The organism is Pseudanabaena sp. UWO311 (assembly GCF_006937785.1).
GTDB lineage: Bacteria > Cyanobacteriota > Cyanobacteriia > Pseudanabaenales > Pseudanabaenaceae > Pseudanabaena.
Window position 1 is genome coordinate 91,893 of record NZ_SJEE01000001.1, and the last position, 18,307, is coordinate 110,199.

18 protein-coding genes are annotated in these 18,307 nt (G+C 40.8%); 5 read left to right on the forward strand and 13 right to left on the reverse strand.

Annotated elements, in window-relative coordinates; genetic code table 11:
• Positions 1-110: 110 nt before the first annotated feature.
• The 4 genes from PseudUWO311_RS00445 to PseudUWO311_RS00460 form a co-directional block, all read right to left on the reverse strand.
• Positions 111-398, reverse strand: coding sequence for a hypothetical protein (locus tag PseudUWO311_RS00445; RefSeq protein WP_142653132.1), 288 nt, complete (start codon positions 396-398; stop codon positions 111-113).
• A gap of 121 nt (positions 399-519) precedes the next feature.
• Positions 520-1,428, reverse strand: coding sequence for a homoserine kinase (gene thrB, locus PseudUWO311_RS00450; protein WP_142653133.1), 909 nt, complete (start codon positions 1,426-1,428; stop codon positions 520-522).
• Positions 1,429-1,511: 83 nt separating this feature from the next.
• Positions 1,512-2,258 carry a DUF4435 domain-containing protein gene (locus tag PseudUWO311_RS00455; protein ID WP_142653134.1) on the reverse strand — a complete coding sequence of 249 codons (747 nt, stop codon included), beginning with the start codon at positions 2,256-2,258 and terminating at the stop codon, positions 1,512-1,514.
• On the reverse strand, positions 2,255-3,418 hold the full coding sequence (locus PseudUWO311_RS00460) for an AAA family ATPase (protein WP_142653135.1): 1,164 nt from the start codon (positions 3,416-3,418) through the stop codon (positions 2,255-2,257). The genes PseudUWO311_RS00455 and PseudUWO311_RS00460 overlap by 4 nt, the downstream gene beginning before the upstream one ends.
• 230 nt (positions 3,419-3,648) lie before the next feature.
• Between PseudUWO311_RS00460 and PseudUWO311_RS00465 the strand changes: the two genes are divergently transcribed.
• Complete coding sequence (locus PseudUWO311_RS00465) at positions 3,649-5,661, forward strand: CHASE2 domain-containing protein (RefSeq protein WP_223807387.1); 2,013 nt, start codon at positions 3,649-3,651, stop codon at positions 5,659-5,661.
• Here PseudUWO311_RS00465 and PseudUWO311_RS00470 read toward each other — a convergent pair whose 3' ends face one another.
• Positions 5,662-6,789 (reverse strand): undecaprenyldiphospho-muramoylpentapeptide beta-N-acetylglucosaminyltransferase, encoded by a 1,128-nt coding sequence (locus PseudUWO311_RS00470; RefSeq protein ID WP_411729368.1) that lies wholly within the window; start codon positions 6,787-6,789, stop codon positions 5,662-5,664.
• Between the two features lie 359 nt (positions 6,790-7,148).
• On the opposite strand from PseudUWO311_RS00470, the gene PseudUWO311_RS00475 reads away from it, so the two are divergent.
• Positions 7,149-7,940: a VanW family protein gene (locus PseudUWO311_RS00475; RefSeq protein WP_142653137.1), complete on the forward strand. Its 792-nt coding sequence runs from the start codon at positions 7,149-7,151 to the stop codon at positions 7,938-7,940.
• A gap of 103 nt (positions 7,941-8,043) precedes the next feature.
• Here the strand turns inward: PseudUWO311_RS00475 and PseudUWO311_RS00480 are convergent, their stop codons facing one another.
• Positions 8,044-8,742, reverse strand: coding sequence for a pirin family protein (locus tag PseudUWO311_RS00480; protein ID WP_142653138.1), 699 nt, complete (start codon positions 8,740-8,742; stop codon positions 8,044-8,046).
• Between the two features lie 72 nt (positions 8,743-8,814).
• The gene (locus PseudUWO311_RS00485; RefSeq protein WP_094530166.1) at positions 8,815-9,051 is read right to left on the reverse strand and encodes a CDGSH iron-sulfur domain-containing protein; all 237 of its coding nucleotides are present in this window, start codon (positions 9,049-9,051) and stop codon (positions 8,815-8,817) included.
• Positions 9,052-9,156: 105 nt separating this feature from the next.
• Between PseudUWO311_RS00485 and PseudUWO311_RS00490 the strand changes: the two genes are divergently transcribed.
• Positions 9,157-9,537 (forward strand): winged helix-turn-helix transcriptional regulator, encoded by a 381-nt coding sequence (locus PseudUWO311_RS00490; RefSeq protein WP_142653139.1) that lies wholly within the window; start codon positions 9,157-9,159, stop codon positions 9,535-9,537.
• 56 nt (positions 9,538-9,593) lie between these two features.
• Here the strand turns inward: PseudUWO311_RS00490 and PseudUWO311_RS00495 are convergent, their stop codons facing one another.
• The 6 genes from PseudUWO311_RS00495 to PseudUWO311_RS00520 form a co-directional block, all read right to left on the reverse strand.
• A complete protein-coding gene (locus tag PseudUWO311_RS00495) occupies positions 9,594-11,336 on the reverse strand; it encodes a DUF3352 domain-containing protein (RefSeq protein ID WP_142653140.1) in 1,743 nt (580 codons plus the stop codon).
• A 430-nt stretch (positions 11,337-11,766) separates the two neighbouring features.
• A complete protein-coding gene (locus PseudUWO311_RS00500) occupies positions 11,767-12,525 on the reverse strand; it encodes a M48 family metallopeptidase (protein WP_142653141.1) in 759 nt (252 codons plus the stop codon).
• 17 nt (positions 12,526-12,542) lie between these two features.
• Complete coding sequence (locus PseudUWO311_RS00505; protein WP_142653142.1) at positions 12,543-13,427, reverse strand: hypothetical protein; 885 nt, start codon at positions 13,425-13,427, stop codon at positions 12,543-12,545.
• Between the two features lie 291 nt (positions 13,428-13,718).
• Positions 13,719-14,663 carry a glycosyltransferase family 9 protein gene (locus tag PseudUWO311_RS00510; protein WP_142653143.1) on the reverse strand — a complete coding sequence of 315 codons (945 nt, stop codon included), beginning with the start codon at positions 14,661-14,663 and terminating at the stop codon, positions 13,719-13,721.
• A 209-nt stretch (positions 14,664-14,872) separates the two neighbouring features.
• Positions 14,873-16,441 (reverse strand): tyrosine-type recombinase/integrase, encoded by a 1,569-nt coding sequence (locus tag PseudUWO311_RS24545; protein ID WP_142653144.1) that lies wholly within the window; start codon positions 16,439-16,441, stop codon positions 14,873-14,875.
• Positions 16,442-16,447: 6 nt separating this feature from the next.
• Positions 16,448-16,633, reverse strand: a complete 186-nt coding sequence (locus PseudUWO311_RS00520; RefSeq protein ID WP_142653145.1) for a hypothetical protein — start codon at positions 16,631-16,633, stop codon at positions 16,448-16,450.
• A 279-nt stretch (positions 16,634-16,912) separates the two neighbouring features.
• Here PseudUWO311_RS00520 and PseudUWO311_RS00525 point away from each other — a divergent pair, with 279 nt between their 5' ends.
• Both PseudUWO311_RS00525 and PseudUWO311_RS00530 read left to right on the forward strand, forming a co-directional pair.
• Entirely contained in the window at positions 16,913-17,584 is a 672-nt protein-coding gene (locus PseudUWO311_RS00525) for a cytochrome b/b6 domain-containing protein (protein ID WP_142653146.1), read from the forward strand.
• 61 nt (positions 17,585-17,645) lie between these two features.
• Positions 17,646-18,200 (forward strand): hypothetical protein, encoded by a 555-nt coding sequence (locus tag PseudUWO311_RS00530; RefSeq protein ID WP_142653147.1) that lies wholly within the window; start codon positions 17,646-17,648, stop codon positions 18,198-18,200.
• Positions 18,201-18,307: the final 107 nt, after the last annotated feature.

Below are 18,307 nucleotides of genomic sequence, written 5' to 3' on the forward strand. Positions count from 1 at the left end.
ACTCAAGTGCGGGCTAAAAGCTCAAACCCGTTGAAACGGGTTAATTTAAGATAATTCTTCAGTCTGCTTCAGCAGACTTGAGCTTTTAGCCAAGAACTTGAGTTCTTGGCTTATTTGAGACGATTGAGCTTAGAAGGAGGTAATAGTTTGCGTTCTGGGGCAACTTTTTGACGAGGCGATCGCACGTAAAAAACTTTGCGCCCTGTTGTCTCATTCACCCAACGCGCAAAGCGACTCCAAACTTTTTCTGACAAATATTTCTGAGCAACGATCGCTAGCCCAATCACCACTGCGATCGGAAATACGGAATCAAAAGGATTTCCGTCACGACTGCCAACAAATAGCAGCACCACTGAGGAAATCAGTGCAGAGATTAGTAAAAATTGAAATTTAGACATATATTTCCTACAGTGTCGGTCAAATATAGCAATTTTTGATCAAGCGAACCAATAGATTTTTCAAAAGTGTTGCGAAGCAACACTTTTGAAAAATCTATTGGTTCGGGTTTGCACATAAAATCTAACGAGTTTTAAATGTTGTACCATCTTTAGCGATCGCTAGACATTTGGTAATAGCCGTTACACCAATTGCTTGCCATGCTTGTTGCATTGCTTGGGCGACTGATTCTATTGTACCCATTGGGGCTAAAGAAAGTAGTGTTGGACCAGCGCCACTGATTACCATGCCATAGGCTCCCGCTGCGATCGCTGCTGTCTGTACATCCTCCATGCCTGTGATCAAACTTTGGCGATAGGGCTGATGTAAGCGATCCTGTAGTCCTGCCTTAAGCCAACTAGCTCTCCCTGTCTGAATCCCATGGGTTAACAATGCCAAGTGAGAAGCGTTGAAAACTGCATCATGCATCGAAAATTGTTTCGGCAAAACCTTGCGTGCCTCGGCAGTCGATAGCTCAAAGTCAGGAATTGCGACAGCGATCGCAATATCTTGATGCCATTGTAAATCGCAAAATTCCCAGCCATCTGCTTGATTTGATGCCATCAGTTGACATCCGCCGAGCATCGCTGGAGCCACATTGTCAGGATGTCCTTCCATCGCGATCGCTAAGTCCAATAACTCCATGCGCTCAAGTGGTGAACCTGCCAAGAGGTTCGCGCCAAAAATCCCGCCGACAATCGCGGTTGCCGAGCTGCCCAAGCCTCGCGATAGTGGGATGGCTGTATCGGTATGAAATGCGATCGCGGGGATTTTGCGATCGATATGCTGATAAAGCTTAGCAATACCCTGATACACAAGGTTTGTCTCGTCCCGTTCCACCTTGTCTGCACCTTCACCCGACGCTGTGATTGTGAGGTGATCGGCTAGGGAGAATTCAAAACGGTTATAAAGTGATAGCGCAGCACCAAGGCAATCAAATCCGGGGCCAAGGTTGCCTGTAGTCGCAGGAACGGAAACTTCAAAAATGGTCATGTTGAAAAAATATGATAGATGTTATGTTCCAAGAGATTTAAGTTTTTGTAATTTAGATATCTGATTAATCTAGAACTAATTACTCAACCATATTCTTGAAACTTTTTAACAATGGTATTAACTAGTAAATCTATGCGGGGATTAGAAAATTTTGCCCCCATCTCAAGAAGATTTTTTTGACTATACTTAGACTCTCGGTTCTTATGGCTTAGAAATCTCAATAAAGCTTGAAATAAGTTTTTGCCACGCAAAGCTCTTGTATATTGACAGTAAATTTTCTCAATTATCTCTTCAGATGGATCGCTAAAATTGATGCTTTCTTTAAAACTATTAGACAGAGTATTGTCTGGACAAATTTGATTTATATGAACATCACATAAAACTTCCTTAATCTCTTGATATCGATTAACTTCAAAAGCGAACCAAATAGATAACTGCTTAATTAAGTCGTCAAATTTTTTTGCTTCATCATTATCAAGTAGTGTATTAAAAAATGATTCGATATAAAGATCATTCTCTAAGGAATAACCATCTGTAAACACTATTTTGTGTTCATATTCTTCTGGAACACCTTCAAAAAACCACATATCTTTGTCAGCAACAAAGATAACTTTAGATTTTTCAAATTCTTCTCTTCTATGAAAAATCTTAAGAAGTTTAGGTCTTGCTCCACAAGGAAAAATACTAACATCTTCAATAGCAATTCTACTTTCTAAATATCTTTTATATACTAGTGAATCATCATCTCCTTCAACCAAGATAGTTGGAAGTGTTGTTTTTTTTAAGTGAAGTATCAGTTCTTCCTCATTAAGATGTATCCTCCTACTCATTCACCTTTCTCCTGAGACAGAACAAATTCTTTGTCTGCATACTTAGAGTAAATGAAAGGAGAATGGGTAGCTACAATAAACTGATTACTGGACTGTTGCTTCATCAAATTGGGGAATAATCTACGCTGCCAATCTGCATGAAGACTTAACTCAGGCTCATCAATAAATATTATTGAGTCTTCATAAAATGCGTTATAGCAAAGGAAACTCAGCATTTGTTGTTCACCAGCCGACAACAATCTGGAATCAATTGCATCGGTTGACTCTCCAATGACAAAGTCATCAAGCTTAATACCTTTATAGCGTAAAACTTTGATCACTAGTTCAGATAGAATCTTAAAAGGTTTAAGAAGTTCATCACGCTTACTATTAACAGCGTTATTCGCTTGCTGAAGTTTAGTGAGAATAGTCAGAGCTTCTTGTTGATCACTTTGAATATCAGACTTAATACCTTCGATTTGATTACTCATTAAAGTACTAAATCTAAGAAACTCCTCATTAGTTTTTTCGGATGCATGAGCATAACGTGAAACTAGTAACAAACCAAGATCGTAAGTTGAGATAGAACATATAAATTTATGTGCTGCAATACTTAAACTTTTGGACAATTTATCAAATTCGCTTTTTATACTTACCTTATCACTATTCCTTTCACTCTGTAATATGCTAACTGTTAAAGGAAATGCACTTCTAAAAGGAGGACTAAGAGATTGCAATGGTTTTGCAATTCGCCCACTAGTTTGAACATTTGCCATTAAATATCCTCCCTCAATCCTTCTAAAAGTTGGGAAGAAAAGAGATGATGTATTACTTTCTATTATCAGTGATTGCAATGTTGCAATTTCTAGTGCTGAACTATATGAATCTAAATGAATAAGACCATTTTTTTGAATCTCATTGCCATTATATTTCCACTCAACAACAGTATCTTTACTGCTTAGAGATAGGTTAAAACAGCTTGTTTCTAAGTTAAATGATTCAAAGCTTATTTCAGATATAAGATGCTCGATATTTCCTGAAATGGCATACCAGAGTATTTTTAAGAAAGTTGTTTTCCCACAGCCATTGATGCCTGTGACAATATTTATATCATCGTGAAATCCTAAATCACAATCAACTTTATTATTTAGACCTTTGATAGAGACTCTTTTAAGTTTCATATTTTTTGCCGATCGTGATCGCTATTAATTGTACAAGAAATTTAGTGTAGGCGTTTTGGCTGAAAGGCGATCGCTGATCTGCAAATACTTTAGCGTTTTTGAAAATTGGTATAAAATTTTGATCGAGCACATCGAAAAAATGTAATGAAAGCCAATATCAAAAAGAAATTCAAAGTATTTCGCTAAATCATCTAGTCTACGATGATTAGTATTAACCTTTTGGGAGAGAGATGACCATGCTAGAGCTTTGGCTAGAAACTATCGCACTACTATTCAATTTTACGAAGGGCTTTAAAGTCTTATCTAGTCCCAAAGTTATTGGCTATGCGTTGATTGTCGCGATCGCAGCTTTGAGTGCGATCGCGACGGGCTTGGAGCTAAATGAAGTCCAAAGACTCGAAAGACAGACCCAATCAGCATTTTTTAACTGGCGTGGCCCGATTGCTCCACCTAAAGATATTGTGATTTTGGCGATCGACGATCTCTCCTTACGTCAAGGCGAATTTTATGATCCTAAAACTCGTCCCTTTTTAGAACCATTTCGCACGACCACATGGAAGCGGGTAGTCTATGCCCAAGCACTCGAAAAGCTGGTTAAAGCTGGCGCTAAAGTCGTTTCCTTCGATATTTTATTTGTGACTCCTGGAGATCATGGAACTGCTGATGATGGTAAGTTCCAAGCAGCGATCGCTAAATATGGTGAGAGAGCAGTATTCGCTGCTAGCTATGAATTTACGCAAATTGGTGAAGCGAATATTATGCAGCTTGCCTCGCCTGAAGGAGTTTTTCAATTAAAGCCAAATACGCTAGGACTAATTAATTTTCGTCCTGAAGTTACTGATGGAATTCACCGTTTGGGCGTGCAGCCGCCAGCAGATAGTGGGTTACCGATTGTGCCAACTTTTGCCGCTTCAAGTCTGGATGTAGCGAAAATTAATTATCCTAAACCCAAGGGCGATGGAATTTATTTCTTTGGTGGTGCGGATACATGGACAAATGCTCGACAACAACTTCCCTTTTATTATGTGATCGATCCATACAATTGGAATAGTGAACAACTTCAAGGTGGCAAATTTTTTAAAGATAAAATCGTTCTAATCGGGGCAACGGCTGCATCAAAACAAGATATTCAAAACTCAGCGATGGGGAGAATGGCAGGAGTAGAAATTCATGCCAATGCGATCGCTACGCTCATGCAAGGGAAAAGCATGGCTGGGCTATTTGCTAATCCAATGCAGGATGGTATCTTTACGTTGTTGTTTGTCGGTATATCAGGTGTTATCCTCTGCCGATTCAAGCGTCCAACTACCCAGATATTAACGGCTTTTATCATTGCGATCGCTTGGTTTGGGATTGGGTATGTCAGCTTTATTTACACCAGTACGATTTTGCCTGTGGCAATTCCTGCGATCGCAATCAGCTTAAATGGAATAGCGCTTTTAACTACAGGATCTATTGCCGCTCAAATTGATAAACTCTTGCTGCGACGCACTCTAGAGCGTTATGTCGCAGCGCCAATTGTCGAGGAAATTATCAATCAGCCAGAAGGTTTTCGTGATTTATTAGAAGGTCACACACTTAAAGCGGCTGTTCTCTTCTCGGATATTCGTGGCTTTACTACCCTCTCTAGCCGTCTTCCTGCGAAATTACTAATCCAACAGCTCAATACTTATCTTGGCGGAATGGTGGATGCGATTTTGGAATACCAAGGCACAATTGATAAATTTATTGGTGATGCGATTATGGCGGAATTTGGCTCGCCTGTCTCGCGGGGGGAGAAAGCCGATGCGATGAATGCGATTAATGCGGCTCTAAATATGCGATTGGCTTTAATGGAACTGCGTAAGGTCTGGCAAGCTGAAAACAAAATCCCTTTCTCAAATGGAATTGGCATTAATTACGGAGAGGTAACAGTTGGCAACATTGGCTCCTCGCGCCGCCTTGAATATGCAGTAATCGGAGATACGGTCAACGTGGCAAGTCGTGTCGAAGGAATGACTAAGGATCTTGAGACAGATATTGTCATTACTGGTGCACTTTACGAAATTGTCAAGGATGAAATCGATGTTGTTGATTTTGGCGATCATGCGCTCAAAGGTCGAGTAGGCAATGTAAGACTCTACGGTGTGATTGGTCTCAAGGGTAGCGATCGCCAAATTTATGATCAAGTTCATAATGATCTCAAGCGACATACTGCGGTGATTGACATCCTGAAAAAAGGTCAGCTACCACCATTGCGTTGATTAAGAGTGTGGCTTCGCCACACTCTTAATCAACGCGATAATTTGTGCGATCGCATTCGCATCTTCGCTCTTGTTCATATTCTCGATATACTCGTCACGACGCATATTAAGATCTGCGATCGCTGACAATAAACTTTCGCTAGTTAAATCTTCTTCAAACAGAACTGCACTATAGCCGCGAGATTGAAACGACTTAGCATTGAGGATCTGATCGCCGCGACTGGATAATTTTGATAGAGGAATTAATAAATTTGGCTTTCGTAAAGTCAAAAATTCAAATACAGCATTTGCTCCAGACCGCGACACAACTAAATCAGCGATCGCTAAAATATCCGCAAGTTCAGTTCCCAAATATTCAAATTGCTGATAGCGGGGATGTTCTTTAAGATTACTATCTAGATTGCCTTTACCACAAGCATGAATAACTTGATGATTTTGTGTAAGGATATCTAAAACTGAACGTACAGCTTGATTGATCTTTGCGGAACCCGTACTACCACCAACCACAAATAGAATTGGAAGCTCAGCATTAAATCCACATAATGCTCTCCCCTTATCTACATTTCCTTGAAGAATGTCAGACCGAATTGGTAAGCCAGTGTGCTTTACCTTTGCTGCATACTTTGCCAGATGTTTAACAGTCTCAGGAAATGTGACACAGACTTTGGTGGCAAAGGGAATTGATAGGCGATTGGCTAAACCTGAAGAAAAGTCTGACTCGTGGATAATTACAGGAATCCGTTGCAGCCAACTAGCAAAAATAACGGGAACGGTGACAAAGCCACCCTTAGAAAAAACAACTTTGGGCTTGATTTTGGCGATCGCAAAATAAGCATCAAATATGCCTTTAATTACTTTAAAAGGATCGATGAAATTCTGCCAAGAAAAGTAACGTCTTAGTTTCCCAGAAGAAATCCCGTAATAGGGAATTCCAGCTTCGGCAACCAGCTGTTTCTCAATCCCTTGTTTAGAGCCAATATATATAATCTCCCAGCCATCGGATTCAAGACTTGCAGTTAAGGCGAGATTGGGGCTAACATGACCAGCAGTGCCGCCACCCGTAAGTACAATTTTGGGTTTCTCGGCTAATTTTTTATGGTCTGATGGTAAGTTCGGCTGATCTTCGATCTGATTAGTTGCGCCCACAGGTATTTATTGTCTCTAGATATTAGATTATTGAGAATACTTATACCAAAGCACAAAATGGCGAAGCCATTTTGTGCTTTTACAACCCTGTAAGGGTTTGGTTTTTAATCCACAAAAGTGTGATAGCACTTTTGTGGATTGGTACGAATTATTCATTGCAAGTATTGTATCGATTCCATGGCAATTTTCCAATAAGCATCACTATGCATTGTAAAGCCCAAAGATTGTGAGGTGGCGTAAAGCGGCGACCCACAATCTTTGGGTAATATTTCTATTTTTGGATTTTGATAGGTTTTATGTGAAAATTAAATCAGGACACAAAAACTCAAAGCCAAAGAGTTATGAATCACATCTGGCAAGATTTCAAAAGACCAATCCGTAATAGTCTTAAATATGCAAAAGCTTTAGCCAAAGGATATCCATTCCATTATGCTAATCAGCAAAATCCCGATCATAGCGATCGCTACTTTCACAAATGGACTGAGTTCATTACTCCAATCCCTGATCGTGGCACACCAGAAATTCGAGCTAATCGGATTTGGAACTTGCAACTTGCTGCTCAAAAGCTGAACTGCCTTAACATCGCTCCACAAAAGATTTTTAGCTTTAGCGATCGCATAGGTGAACCGACTAAAACTAATGGGTTTCGGGAAGCTCCAGTATTTGTCCGTGGTCAGGTACTAACTGATGTGGGTGGAGGTTTGTGTCTAATTGCTACTAATATTTTTAATACTTTGCTTTATGCAGGATGCGAGATTTTAGAACGGCATTGCCATAGTATCGATGCCTATGGAGAATCAAGATTTTATGAGTTAGGACAAGATGCAGCGGTTGCGAATGGATATAAGGATTTAATCGTTCGCAACCATAGTCAAATCCCTTTACAACTGCGCTTTCAAGTATTAGAAAAGGAAGACAAGGTTAAGTCTAGTCTTTGGGGTAATGCACCAAAACCTTGGCAAGTAAGGGTGGAATCGCAAATCATTGAGCAGATACATCCATCAGATTCTCAATACCTATCAGGTTGGATTGTCAAAACTTCGCGTTATACCAAAAGTGAATTAGAGCAATCATCTACATGGCTACGTGATTATGAGGCTGTTAGCTGTTATCAGCCATGCATGAAGTCTTAATACGAGTGGTGGCGCGTGCCACTACTTGGTTTTTTTTGCTAAATTTTTTGAAAGTGTCGCAAGGCGGCACTTTCAAAAAATTTATTGGTTCGGACTAGGAAATTTAAGCCAAATCAAAAATTAGAATTTCGGCATTCCCTTTGCCAGTCAATTTCAAGTCGCCAATCTGATCACTAGAAATAGCATCTCCAGCATTGAGTAAGCGATCGCCTACTAACACACTGCCTCTAGCGACCTGTATCCATGCATAGCGATTTTGACTTATTGTATGTGTTACCTCAGCGCTATCTTCGAGAATAGAAGCATAAATATAAGCATCTTGATGAATAGTGACTGAGCGATCGCGTCCATCGGGTGAAGCGATCAACCGCAATTGGTTAAGCTTTTCCTCCCGTGAGAAAGAGATTTGTTCATAACTTGGCTTTACGCTCTCTTGATTCGGCAAAATCCATATTTGTAATAAATGGGCGGATTCCGTCGCTGAATGATTAAACTCACTATGGGTAATGCCAGTCCCAGCACTCATTCTCTGCACATCACCAACACGAATAACTGAGCCATTTCCCATGCTGTCCTTATGCTCTAAAGCGCCATCCAGCATGTAAGTAATAATTTCCATATCGCGATGGGGATGCGTTCCAAATCCTTTGCCACCAGCAATCTGATCTTGATTAATTACCCGTAATGAACGGAATGCCATATGTTGAGGATCGTAATAGTTAGCAAAGGAGAAGGTGTGATAACTATCAAGCCAGCCGTGATTAGCATGACCTCTTTCTTCTGATTTACGAATAGTCAACATAATTTTTACCTCTGGTAATTGTTTGTTTTTTTTGGATAATTTGCAGCGCTATTAGGCGCTGCAAATTGTAAATTAGAGTTTTGTATGCGCACCGTCACAGAATGGCGCATTACCAGTGTGTTTGCATAGACAGAGAGCAACTTTCTTGGTTTCAGTCACTTCAAAGGCAAGAGGTGTAAAACCTGTTCCTTTGTGTGCGCCATTACAATAGGGTTGATTAGTAGATTCACCACAGGTGCACCAGTAATAAGTTTTGGGTTCTAATTCCAAGACAACAGGTTTCTTGTCAACAATCTTAGGTTCGCTCATTATTTTTTCCAAATGCGTTGGTTACTGACAAAATTAAATATAATTGCTTTACACTCTTTTCGTAAAGTATGCACTTTTTTGTAAGGTACATACTAAAAAGATACTATGGAAAAATATTCTGATACTTTTATCATTAATCCTTTGCCTGATGTGGATTGTAGTGCTTCTTACCAGAGCGATCGCCTTAGTTGTCCTGTCGAAGCTACCCTTGAAGCGATCGGCGGAAGATGGAAAGTTTTAATCTTGCACGAACTGTTTAATGGCACGAGGCGCTTTGGAGAATTACATCGCAGTTTGCATGGCATCACTCAAAAAATGTTGACTCAACAATTGCGAGAAATGGAACACGATGGGCTAATACATCGAGAAGTTTATATGCAAGTCCCACCAAAAGTAGAGTATTCTCTAACACCTTTGGGCAAAACCTTACAACCTGTATTGGATGCGATGCATTTTTGGGGCAAAAGATATTTAGAACAGCAATAAAAAAAGACGCACTTTGTGCGTCTTTTTTTATCGTGAAAAAAGCGCGATCGCTTTATTTACTTACCGCCTTTTTTTAGCGCCAAGATTACTTCGACTTCGGCAGTGTCTGCATTAGGATAAACCGCAGTTCCAGCTAAGCCACGGATAGATTCAATCAAAGCTTTTGCCTCAGGAGGAGTTTTTGCTTTCTCGGCTGGAGGAATGAACGTTTGGAAAATACTCCAAGCGCGATCAGCATCAATATAGAAGTAGCCGACATTGTTAGAAGGTAGAGTGCTAATTACGGACTTGAAGGTCGGATCAGCATCGATCGCAGTCGCAGGCTTCGGCACGAATAGAGAAACAATGGGAGATGCCGTAATAAAGAATACGTCTTGTTGGCTCCAGCCATGAGAAACGATCGCACCAGCTCCAGCCGCCGACCATTCTGTAACTGATACTCCACCGACATCTTTTTTGGCTACCGTTGCACCATTCTTAGATGCAAAATCATCCAGTTTCTTAAACAAGGATTCAGCAGCAGCACGGTTTGTGGTTTGCAGCATTAATAGAGGTGCAAGCCCCTGAGATTGTGCCAAAATTCCTTCTGCTTTTCCAGATACAGCAGTGAAAGCAAATTCGCCGTCCATCCAGCCAAAGATATCCTTATCAAGATCGATCGCCAAGGGAGAAGTCTTCAGTTGGGTTCTGATTTCGTCGATTCCCTTCTTGACTTCAGGTGTATTATCGGCTGACTTGACAAATTGCTCCCATGAATTCTTGATATTAAACCCAGTGGTTAACATAAATGCTTGGGCAGGAATTTGACTGATAACCTTATTAGGTGAGTTCTTGAGGGCAGAAATAGCAGCAGGATCAAACTTACCAGTTGCTTTAAAGCGAATGCCTGCATCATCAATGCCAAATCCCATATTGACAGATTTAATCTGTTTCAATTGAGCTAGAGTCTGTGGAGGAATTGTCTCTGCTTCAGGGTTTAATGCAGCAAGCTCAACAATCGATCCACCAAAGTTAGGGATATAAAATTGGACAACAGGATTTTGGATCTTGAGATCGTCAGCACTTGCAGCACTTGCTAACGAAGCCTCACCTTTAAAGGTGTCGATCGCCATTTTTACATCCTCTTCACGAGGACTGAGGACGAGGTAGTCGCCAATCATGGCAGTTTTACCAGCCTTAGCACCTTCACCATATTGCGTAATTTGTACGCCTTTGTAATCAGTTTTAGTTTCTTTGCCGCCTGCTTTAGCCTTCACCTTGTCAGTTAAAAACTTCTCAGCTCCAGCCTTGTCTTTAACCTCAATTACGATCAGTCCATTTGGTTCTGTCTTGACTTTAGGAGCGTCTTTGTCCTGAACAAACTGAATCGAACCTGTATCGCTCATAGGGACATAGCGATTTTGAATAGCTGATTGTGATTTGCTAGGTAAGAGGTTGGCAGTTTTTCCAGAAGGTAAAAGGGCGATAGTCACACTTTTGCCAATCCAAGGCTTTACATCTTTTTCGTAGTCAAAGTCACTTGAAGCAAGTCCTTTCTTAGCATCAGTGATCGCTTTGTCGTAAAGCTTTTTAGTTTCTGGGGACAGGAACTGCTCAATTTTGGACAGAGAGGTACTGTCGGTTGATATAGAAATTGCTACCAAGGACTTTTTAGGCACAACTGCAAGTGTTCCCGCAGTACTACTACCTATCGGAGGAATAACTGGCTTATTAAGAAAGAAATAAGCGCCTACGCCTCCTGCAACTACTACAGCCGCGCCACCAATAATTGGTAGTAAATTTGGTTTTGTTTCAGTCATAAATGCATACCTCACACTTGTCAATTTCAATATGTCAGTATAGAGCTTAACTTAGAGGCATCCATAGACTCGATTCACTGATGTATTGTGAGTTCGCTCACATCAACCCTGTTTAAATAACAATTTAAAGCTTGTCCTAAATCCCTTATTTACTTATGTAGTGATACTTTCGAGTAGATATTCCTATCACAAACTACTTAGTAAAAATTGATACAAAATCATCCAAAAGGATGAGGCTTAAAAATTCAGCAATTTTAAAAAATATTTTGAAGAGATTTGATGCGATCGAAGTTGAGAAGCATAGCGACCCAAGCTCACTTAAAAGTCAAGCCATGCTGGGATAATTTGCCAAAAAATTCAGCAATTTTAAAAAATATTTTGAAGAGATTTGATGCGATCGAAGTTGAGAAGCATAGCGACCCAAGCTCACTTAAAAGTCAAGCCATGCTGGGATAATTTGCCATGCTTGACTAAGAGATTTATCTAATGTTTTGTAATTTGGTTCAAACTTACTGACTAATTTCCAAAATTTGTCTGAGTGGTTCATATGTACTGTATGACAAAGCTCATGAATCAACACATATTCAACTACATTGGTTTCGAGGAATAGTAATTTGTAGTTAAGGCTGATGTTGCGGTTGCCAGAACAGCTACCCCATAAAGTCTTTTGACTTCTTACTGCTGTAGTGCGATAGGGTAACTTGGCTCGGACACTGACTTTGCGTAGCCAACTAAACAAATGTTTTTCTGCCTTTTGCATTAGCCATTGCTTCAGGAAAAATTTGCAAGCTTCAACATCAGCAATATTGCCATTTACAACTAGCTTTAGCTCAGACTTATTTTCTTGGATCGCGATCGCTCTTGATTTCGTAGGAGAGTTACGATACTCGATCTGCCATTCTTCGCCTAGCGATCGCAGATTGATGCTATCAGGTAACTCATGGGGAGCCTGTGACTGAAAAAAAGCCTCACGCTGATCGAGTTTAAGCTGATTACGAATAATCCAATCGCGCTTTGTTTGGACAAGCTCAGGAACTTTCTGGCGATCGTAATCAACAGGGATAACAACTTCTAAACCAGCTTCTACAGAAAGAGAAAGGCGAACAGATTTGGCGCGATCGCTTACACGTACTGTGTAGGCTGGTAAATCAGAATTAATTAAAGACTTAGAACCAGAACCAGATGCCATAGGTTTAATCTTGAGCTTTAGTCTTGAAGCAAAATTGTGCCAGCAAATAGAGCATTTAAGCGATCTCGCTCACGGTGGGCATTACTTCGGTTAGTATATGTCCGCACTTGAATATAGGATTTCCCTTTAAAAATAGTCACAAAAGCATCGGGTGCAAGTTCACGTATTTGTTTGAGGGTGTTAGCGCTTACATTGGGAACTAGCACCCGATAAACCTTAGCAGTAGAAGTAGGTTTAGAAGTTGGGACTGAATTTGTGGGGACAGAACTTGTAGAGCTTGTTGATGGAGAAGCTATCAGAGATGCCCCAATTACTTGAGCTGCTAGCCCTTGACCTCGAAGCTTTGTCGCGATCGCACTGGCACTCTGTTGACTTGATAGTGGTGCAACTAAAAGCACCGAACGATTATTAAATGTTGCTAAAACTGCACTCTTTCCAGATAGAGCTTGCACCTGTTGAATTGCCATACTTGGTTCTTGGTTTAATTCCACTAAAACTACAGCAGCTTGTAAATTAGCAGGAATATCATTTACTTTTGTTGAGAAGGAATGTACAACTGCATCTAGTCCTAATGCGCGTAATTGATTTGCTCGAAATGTAGAAGACTGGATATTATCAAACCCACCAAAAAAAGTCATAGAAGTATTCAGATAACCACAGGGTACGGCGGCAATCGCGAGAAATTCTGGTAACTGGGGTAATTGATTGGCTGGACGATCCAGTACGACGACGTAACGACGATTAGTCAGTTGTTGACAGGTTAGTGTAGAGCCTACAGGCTGAGCGATCGCTGGATTACTGAGGCTGTTAGTTAAGGCAAGGCAAGTTAGAAAAATACTACTAGCGACAAAATTGGTGGCAATTGCCCCCGAAAATCTGCTGCTAAGTTTTAACGGTTTCATGCTGTTAAACCCATTACCTTTAGAGCCACTATTTTGGTCATCTCTTTGCTGACCAATTTGTCATAGTTGAGATATACCACTATATACCGTGAATTGTCATGACTAGAGCAAACTTTTTCGGTCTTGATTTATAGAAATCAACTGATATTTACAGCGCTTTGCGCTTCTAAAACACTGATCTTCATGCAGCTATGTTGATAGCGCTAATACACACAAGGCTCGCAAAGCGAGCCTTGTGTGTATTAAAACCCATTTTGGAGTTTTCGCAGATACTGAAAACTCCAAAAATATCTATCCTTCCCAGATTTTGGATAGGACTATTTGCGGGTCAATCTCTTTAAGCGATTGACCTGCGATCGCTTGTACATATTTGATGCGTTTTTCGGTAAGCGGGAGCAAATATCCAGCAGGAGTATTAGCGCCTAAAATCGCCACTATTGCTGTACCAACTGCAACACCCAATTGCATTGCGTCACCTTCAGCACAAATAAATAGATTTGCTGAGGCAATAAATGCGGTCAGCTTGCCGATATCCGTTGGACTAGTAATTATGAGATTTGTGACTTTGGCTGTTAATTGCTTCAGCAAATCAGCATTATTGACGCTGTCGATCGCCACAATTGGTAAATCGGGGAGTTTCGCTTGAATACTGAGCGCAATTGTTGCCCAACTCTCCGCAGGGTAGTTAGCATAAGCGCCACAATTTAGCAGGATAAAACCACTTTGCTGAATGCCGAGACGCTTCTGCTCGCTCGTGGCCCAATCCAAATCACTTTTGGCGAGCGTAACCTTAATTGGTGGACATAACTTCTGGATATTGATCGCCATCAGCAAGTTATGTTTTTGGACTGCTGCATATTCTTGGGGATCGGCAGTAATAATATTAGTCAGCAAAAAGTCACCCTGCCCTGCAAAGGATATTCGCTGGGGAATACCGCTTAACCACAACAAGATATTAATCGAAAAAATAGGCTGTGTAACGATCGCTGCATCATATTCACGATCGCGAATGGTTCCGAGTAAGTTGCCAAAATCTGCCAACGAGTTGCGATCGCCGAAATCAAACTTGAGGACTCGGTTCACAGATTGGCAAACGCGATAAGCTGCCATTGCCCGTGGTTCGACTACCACATCAATCTCGGCATTGGGATAACTTTGTTTAAGCGTATCCAGTGTCGGGAAAAATAGTAACTGATCGCCAGTTCCACCTGGAACCAAGGCCAGTATTCGCATCATATTTATACATCTCTAGACGAAGACCGTATGTAATATTACTTTGTTTTTGGGAGTTGATACAGATAGCATTAATACAATGTGATTCCGATAGCCGCCATTTATGCCGTGCGAATGAGAGCCTCAAGGTATAGCAAGGTATAGCTAGCTATTAACCACTCTAAAAAACAAAAGCGAGTGGCGGCGCTTTGCGCCACCACTCGCTTTTGTTTTTATATTAAATCTCCTAATAAACTCGATACTTCACCTTGCATATTGGTGCGATTGTCGTCGTAGAGCATGAGGGTATCGAGCTTTTTGTGTCGTGATAATTTCTGGACTTTACGTACATTGCCATTAGTCGCATCTAGAGCAGCTGTAATTGCAGAGTGCCGAATGCGATGCGGGGACATATGTTTAGAGATTCCTGCTGCTTGCGCAATCTGTTTAACAATTTGGTAAATAGCTGTCCCAGTCAGTCTATGTCCGCGATTAGCCAGGTCTAGGGAGTGAAATAATGGCTGATTTGAACTTTTTGTCCCAAAGCAAGATAGCCAGTCTTGTATTGCGCCAGCTGTTCCAGTGTTAAGACTAATGAGACTCTTTTGAGAGCCACGTCCTTTACCTAAAATTTGCAGCGATCGCGATTCATAATCAAAATCACCGATATTAGCGCTAACTACTTCATTGCGGCGGAGAGCATTGTCCCAAAGTAGTCTTAAAATCGCAAAATCACGTTTTCCTTTCATCGTGTCACGTTTGATGCTTAGTAACATGGTGCGAATACCTTCAGGCTTAATCCCCGTAGTATCACGATAGGTTTGGACTGTCTCAGTTTGGACATCATCAAGATTCCAATTGCATTTTCCTAATTTTGCCGCGAAGTTTACTAAGGACTTAAGCGCTGATAACCGCCGATTGATTGTGGATTCCTTTAAGCCTTTAGCAATTAGGTCTGATTTGTATCGCAAAGCGATCGCGATCGCCTCAAATCTATTCAATTGCAAAAATTGAGCAATTACAGCTTCAGTGGGCTTCTGCCCATAGGCTGCAAGGAAAAAATATCGCAAGTCTTTTTCGTAGGCGCGTCTAGTATTGAGACTCCGTTTGTCAGAAAGTAAAGCCGTTAATATATCGAGTTTACTTTCTGCAAGTGCGTAGGGAGTATTGCTGGAATTTGTTAATTGATCGTCTACTCTTATTTGAGACTCGCAAATCTCTAGCTGAGTCTCGTTTTGATTCTTGCATTCTAATTCAGATACATCGGTGATTCTCGATTGAGACTCGCGAGTCTCAATCATAGTCCTATTTTGCGTCTTATAATCTTGAATTAATACATATTTTTCTTGGCTAAATCGGAGCTGTTCGGGGGCGATCGCATTATTAACACCTGCATTAACTGCTGCGCGTTTGACAATCCCATAGATCGCTGTTCCCGTCAGCCTATGTCCATAATTAGCGCGATCTAGCGATATAAATAATGGTGAATGAGAATCCTCTAACCCATTCTCATCGCTGATATGAATCAAATTCAGCCAGTCTTGTAATGCGGTGACTGTGTTCAAGCTGAGACTAATAATTTCTGGCTGATTTTGCTGATCTTGACGCTTATAGGGTTGTTGAATCAGAAGCGATCGCAACTTAAAGTCAAAATCGCAAATACTAATAGCTGTAACCTGCTGCCGTTTTAGTGAATTCTCGATTAATAGTCGCAAAATTGCGTAATCGCGCTGACCTGCTAATGTGTAGCGATCGCAAGCCATGAGAATTCGCTCTAAACTATCTATTCCTAGATCTATCATGTTGGCTCATGATTTACTACTAAGGACTTTGTAGATAATCGCAATTAACGCGACACCTCCCAAAAAAGGTAGCCAATGGTATCGAACGTAATAGAAAAGATTATTAAAGAAGTAGCTAGCCTCACGAGATACCCATGCAGTGATTACGATCGCACCCACAAACATAGCGAAATACATAGCGAATTTAAGCATTGTTCTATTCCCTAAAGAATCTTTTTGAAAAATGAGTCGGTCATAAATGCAAGACAGATTAGTGTCCATGTACCTACCATACATACTATTCGTGGATACCAAAGCTTAACCATTTAAGTGCTTGTGATATAGCTGGTGCACTGGCAACAGGATTGTCCGTGAAAAACATCGTAACATTGAACATAAGGTGAGTAGCACGGATTGCTATAACTTTGCTTATTAGGCTTTTACTCATTTTTATTTTATCTGATATTCATTCACAATCATAATAAAAAGATTATGTCGCAAACTACTCCATATCAGCCTGTTTTACTAAGGTTATTGCATGGTGCGATCGCTTTACTTGTCTTTGCTGCATTGATTACAGGCTTTATGGTCTATGACCGTTTTGACAAGAGGTTTGGCACTCTTAATTTGCCAATAGTTCCCAATACTCAGGGTATTCATGGCACGATCGCTTTAACATTTTTGGTTCTCTTACCACTGTTCGCTTTATATTGCTTTCATATTGGCTCACGGCGATTAGTTCAGCCCCAATCCCTCGTTCAGCTTAAAGAGTTTAATAAACCGATTTGGTGGGTATCTCTACAGCGGCTCACAAATACAATCATGCTTCTATCTGCTACCTTTGCTGTGATTACAGGTCGGATGATGAAGGAAGAATGGTTACCTAGCAAAGAGTTAAATCATGTTTGGTATATCGGACATCTGATTTCATGGGTATTAATGATTCTTGCGATCGCAATGCATCTATTGATGAGCGCAAAGGTAGGTGGATTTCCACTATTAATATCTATCTATAATTGGAAAGTTCGCTCTGAAGACATGCCCAAGTCTTGGTTCAAAGGTTTTAAGCTGAATCCTTCCAGCAAAACTCTACTCATTTTTGAAATACTAGTTATAGGTGGCATTGCGATCGCCTTTGTTTTACCAGCCTTATCACCGCAGTAGGTTGGGCATTGCCCAACCTACTAAGAAAATAATTTGTAGTACTAGCACCCAATTTAAAAACATGAGAAAAAAAGACCTAACTTTACGCAGCGATCATGGCTGGGAGTCGGAAGAAGGATACAAGATCTTTGTTGCCGATCGCGGTGCGGTGCGGTTTGACTTCCCTAAAGATTGGATCGTTAAGTTTAAGGAAAAGTCCGTAAGCTTTCACGATTTTGAGCCAACCGACGATACAGGCGCATTAGAAATGTCCTTTAATCGTTTGCCTCCCCACGATTGGAATACCTTCCCGCTCAAAAAAGCCCTACAACAAGTCCTCGATGATGACGATCGCGAAATTCTCGCCAAAAGCAAAATTACTAGTGCTAATCGAGATGGCATGAAACTAGTCTGGGCGGATTTGCGATATATCGATGCTACGGAGAAGAGAGAAGCAACTTCCCGTATTCTGATTGGCATCGGCGGCAATGTCCAAGTCCTATTTACGTTTGACTACTGGACAGAGGGCGAAGAACAAATGCACGAGGTCTGGGAAGTATTATTGCGATCGCTGCGTCTTGGCTTATTTATTCCTGACCCCACTAGAGGTCATGTTGTTAACCCAAATTTAAACTAGCCAGCAACTTAGAGAAGAATCTTGGCATAAGGCTAGATGTAGTGATTTTTTACCGATGACTTAGCAGTCCAATGGTGTATTGTTAACTCACTAAAAATGATTTAGGA